Here is a 2,790-nt window from a genome sequence, read left to right as displayed (position 1 = left end):
CTGCGCGGCGACAACTACGATGGCCGGTTGAGCGGCGACTATGATGGCCGGTAGGATCGGTTGTCTGGTCTGATCGTAGGGAGGGGCGCAGCCCCGACCGGAGAGCGGACCAGACAACCGGTGGCGATCTTTTTCCCCTTCTTTCGGGGGGCAGATCGGGGCTGTGGCGGGCGGTGGTATCGGAACACTCATCGAACAACGAGCGATGGGTTTGCGATGCCGGGCCACCACATTTCCGATCAGCAGGTATTTCTCTTCATGACCCATCGTCGCCAACACACCCAGGCCGTCGCGGCTGCCAAGGCCGGTATCAGCGAACGCAGCGCACGCCGGATCGAGAACGATCCGCAGCTTCCGTCCCAGAAGAAGAAGGAGCGCCACTGGCGCACCCGCGCCGATCCGCTCGAGCCATTCTGGCCACGTATAGAGGAGTTGCTCCAGATCGACGGTATCATTGCCGTCACGGTCTTCGAGACGCTCCAGGACGAGTTCGGCGAGGATGCTGTTCCCGATGCGATACGACGAACACTGGAACGCCGGATCGCCCGCTGGCGGGCACTGCACGGCGGCGAGAAGGATATCTTCTTCCCGCAGCATCATGAGCCCGGTCGGCAGGGCCTGTCGGATTTCACGGTATGCGACAGTCTCAAGGTCACCGTTGCCGGCGAGACCCTGGCCTATCGCCTCTACCACTTCCGCTTGGCGGCGAGTGGCTGGGAGCATGCGGCTGTCGTGCTGGGCGGGGAGAGCTTTGCCGCCCTTTCGGAGCACCTGCAGGATGCGTTGTGGAAGCTGGGCGGTGCGCCGGCCGAACACCGCAGCGATTCCCTGTCAGCCGCCTACAAAAACCTCGACGCCGATGCGCAGCGGGATTTCACCCGAAGCTATGACGAGCTGTGTCGTCATTACGGCATGCTTGCTACCCGCAACAACCGCGGCGAGGCGCACGAGAACGGATCGATCGAAGGTCCCCATGCCCATCTCAAGCGACGGCTCGATCAGGCCTTACGCCGGCGGGGCAGCCGCGATTTCGTCAGCATCGAGGCCTGGCGCGAGTTCGTTGAGGCGCAGGTCGCCAGACAGAACCGGCGGCATGCTGCGCGCATCGATGCAGAACGCAGGGTACTCAAGGCGCTGCCCGCAAGGCGAACCACCGATTTCGCCATGGTCACCGTCGATGTCACCCGCAACGGCACCGTCGCCATCGATCGGGTTACCTATTCGGTGCCTTCCCGCCTCGTCGGACGGCGCCTCAACGCGCATCTCTTTGACGATCGCATCGAGCTCTTCCTCGGTCCAGACAGGGTAATGTCCACGCCGCGTGTGCGGATCAGTCATCCCCACCGGGGGCATAGCATCGATTTCCGGCACATGATCGGTAACCTGCGCCGCAAGCCCGGTGCACTGCGCAACCTCGTCTACCGCGAAGCCCTCTTCCCCGATCACGCCTACCGGCGGGCCTGGCAAGCCTTCGATGCCCAACTCGATGGACGGCAGGCCTGCCGCGATGCCGTCGCGCTGCTCGATATCGCCGCCAGGGGCGACTGTGTCGACGTGCTGGCCCGGCGGATCGATGAGGCTCTCGACAGCGGGCGCTTGCCCGATGTCGATGCGCTCAGGGACGAGTTCCTGCCAACCGCAAGATCGCAGCGCGATGTCGCTATCCCGCCACCCGATCTGCACAGCTACAACAGCCTGATCGCCAGCGGGGAGGTGCACTGATGACCCGCACCAAGGATCAGGCCGCCGCCGTACTGCCTACCCTGCTGAAGGCCTTGCGCCTGCCGAGCATCAACCGCAACTGGAAGCGCCTCACCGACACCGCCGATCGCGATGGCTGGCCGGCCGCCAACCTGCTGGCCTCGCTTCTCGAGATCGAGATGGCTGATCGCTCCTCCCGGCGCATCCAGCGCCATCGCGACCAGTCCGGCTTGCCCGCAGGCAAGACCTTCGCCACCTTCGATTTCGACGCCGCCCCCGGCATCCGCAAACCGCACCTCTTGTCCCTCGCCGCCGGTGACGACTGGATCGAGAACGGCGGCAACCTGCTGCTGTTCGGCCAGAGCGGGACCGGCAAGACGCACGCAGTTGCCGCCATTGGCCATGCCCTCATCGACACGGGGCGGCGCGTCCTGTTCTGCTCCACCACCGACATGGTCCAGAAGCTCCAGTCCGCGCGCCGCGACCTCAGCCTGCCCGCCATGCTCGACAAGCTCGACAAGTTCGATCTCATCGTGCTCGACGATCTGTCCTACGTCCGCAAGGACCAGGTCGAGACCAGCGCCTTGTTCGAGCTCATCGCCCACCGCTACGAACGCCACTCGCTCGCCATTACCGCCAACCAGCCATTTTCGGCATGGGACAACGTCTTCCCTGATCCCGCCATGACTGTCGCCGCGATCGACCGCCTCGTGCACCACTCGACCATCATCGAGATGAACGGCGAAAGCTACCGCAAGCGTTCCGCCGTCGCCCGCATCAACGCCGGCGATTACGACACGCCCAATGGCGCCCCGGACCGGCCATCATAATTGTCGCTGGCTTCGCGCTCGGGAGCACCCTTGCTGAGGCAACGGGTAATTGTCGCCAGCGGCAATTACATGCCAACCATCCCATGCGCTTCAAACCCTCGCTTCCGGCCAGCGCCAGCGACAATTACCCAGCGTCGTAATTGTCGCTCGACGGTTGCTCCTCGCAACAGCAAATGGTAGCCAGAATTCACCAACCGGCGCGGCCACCTATCGGCCATCAAAATTGACGCCGACCGGACACCGTAATCGTCGCGCTACA

General features: G+C 64.1%; 3 protein-coding genes. 2 read left to right on the top strand and 1 reads right to left on the bottom strand.

The window, feature by feature from the left end; all coding sequences use genetic code 11:
* A partial coding sequence (locus KRZ98_RS19730; RefSeq protein ID WP_217674969.1) for a hypothetical protein occupies positions 1 to 267 on the bottom strand: 267 nt, incomplete at its 3' end.
* On the opposite strand from KRZ98_RS19730, the gene istA reads away from it, so the two are divergent.
* Positions 259 to 1,722 carry an IS21 family transposase gene (gene istA / locus KRZ98_RS19725; protein WP_217674968.1) on the top strand — a complete coding sequence of 488 codons (1,464 nt, stop codon included), beginning with the start codon at positions 259 to 261 and terminating at the stop codon, positions 1,720 to 1,722. The genes KRZ98_RS19730 and istA overlap by 9 nt on opposite strands.
* Entirely contained in the window at positions 1,722 to 2,531 is an 810-nt protein-coding gene (gene istB / locus KRZ98_RS19720; RefSeq protein ID WP_188064682.1) for an IS21-like element helper ATPase IstB, read from the top strand. The genes istA and istB overlap by 1 nt, the downstream gene beginning before the upstream one ends.
* Positions 2,532 to 2,790 lie beyond the last annotated feature (259 nt).

This window comes from Sphingobium sp. AS12 (assembly GCF_019097845.1).
Taxonomy (GTDB): domain Bacteria; phylum Pseudomonadota; class Alphaproteobacteria; order Sphingomonadales; family Sphingomonadaceae; genus Sphingobium.
This window is presented reverse-complemented; position numbering and strand designations above follow the sequence as displayed.

Excerpts from the sequence above, each read along its gene's own strand:
- istA (WP_217674968.1), top strand. The coding sequence starts at position 259 with ATGACCCATCGTCGCCAACACACCCAGGCCGTCGCGGCTGCCAAGGCC.
- istB (WP_188064682.1), top strand. The coding sequence starts at position 1,722 with ATGACCCGCACCAAGGATCAGGCCGCCGCCGTACTGCCTACCCTGCTG.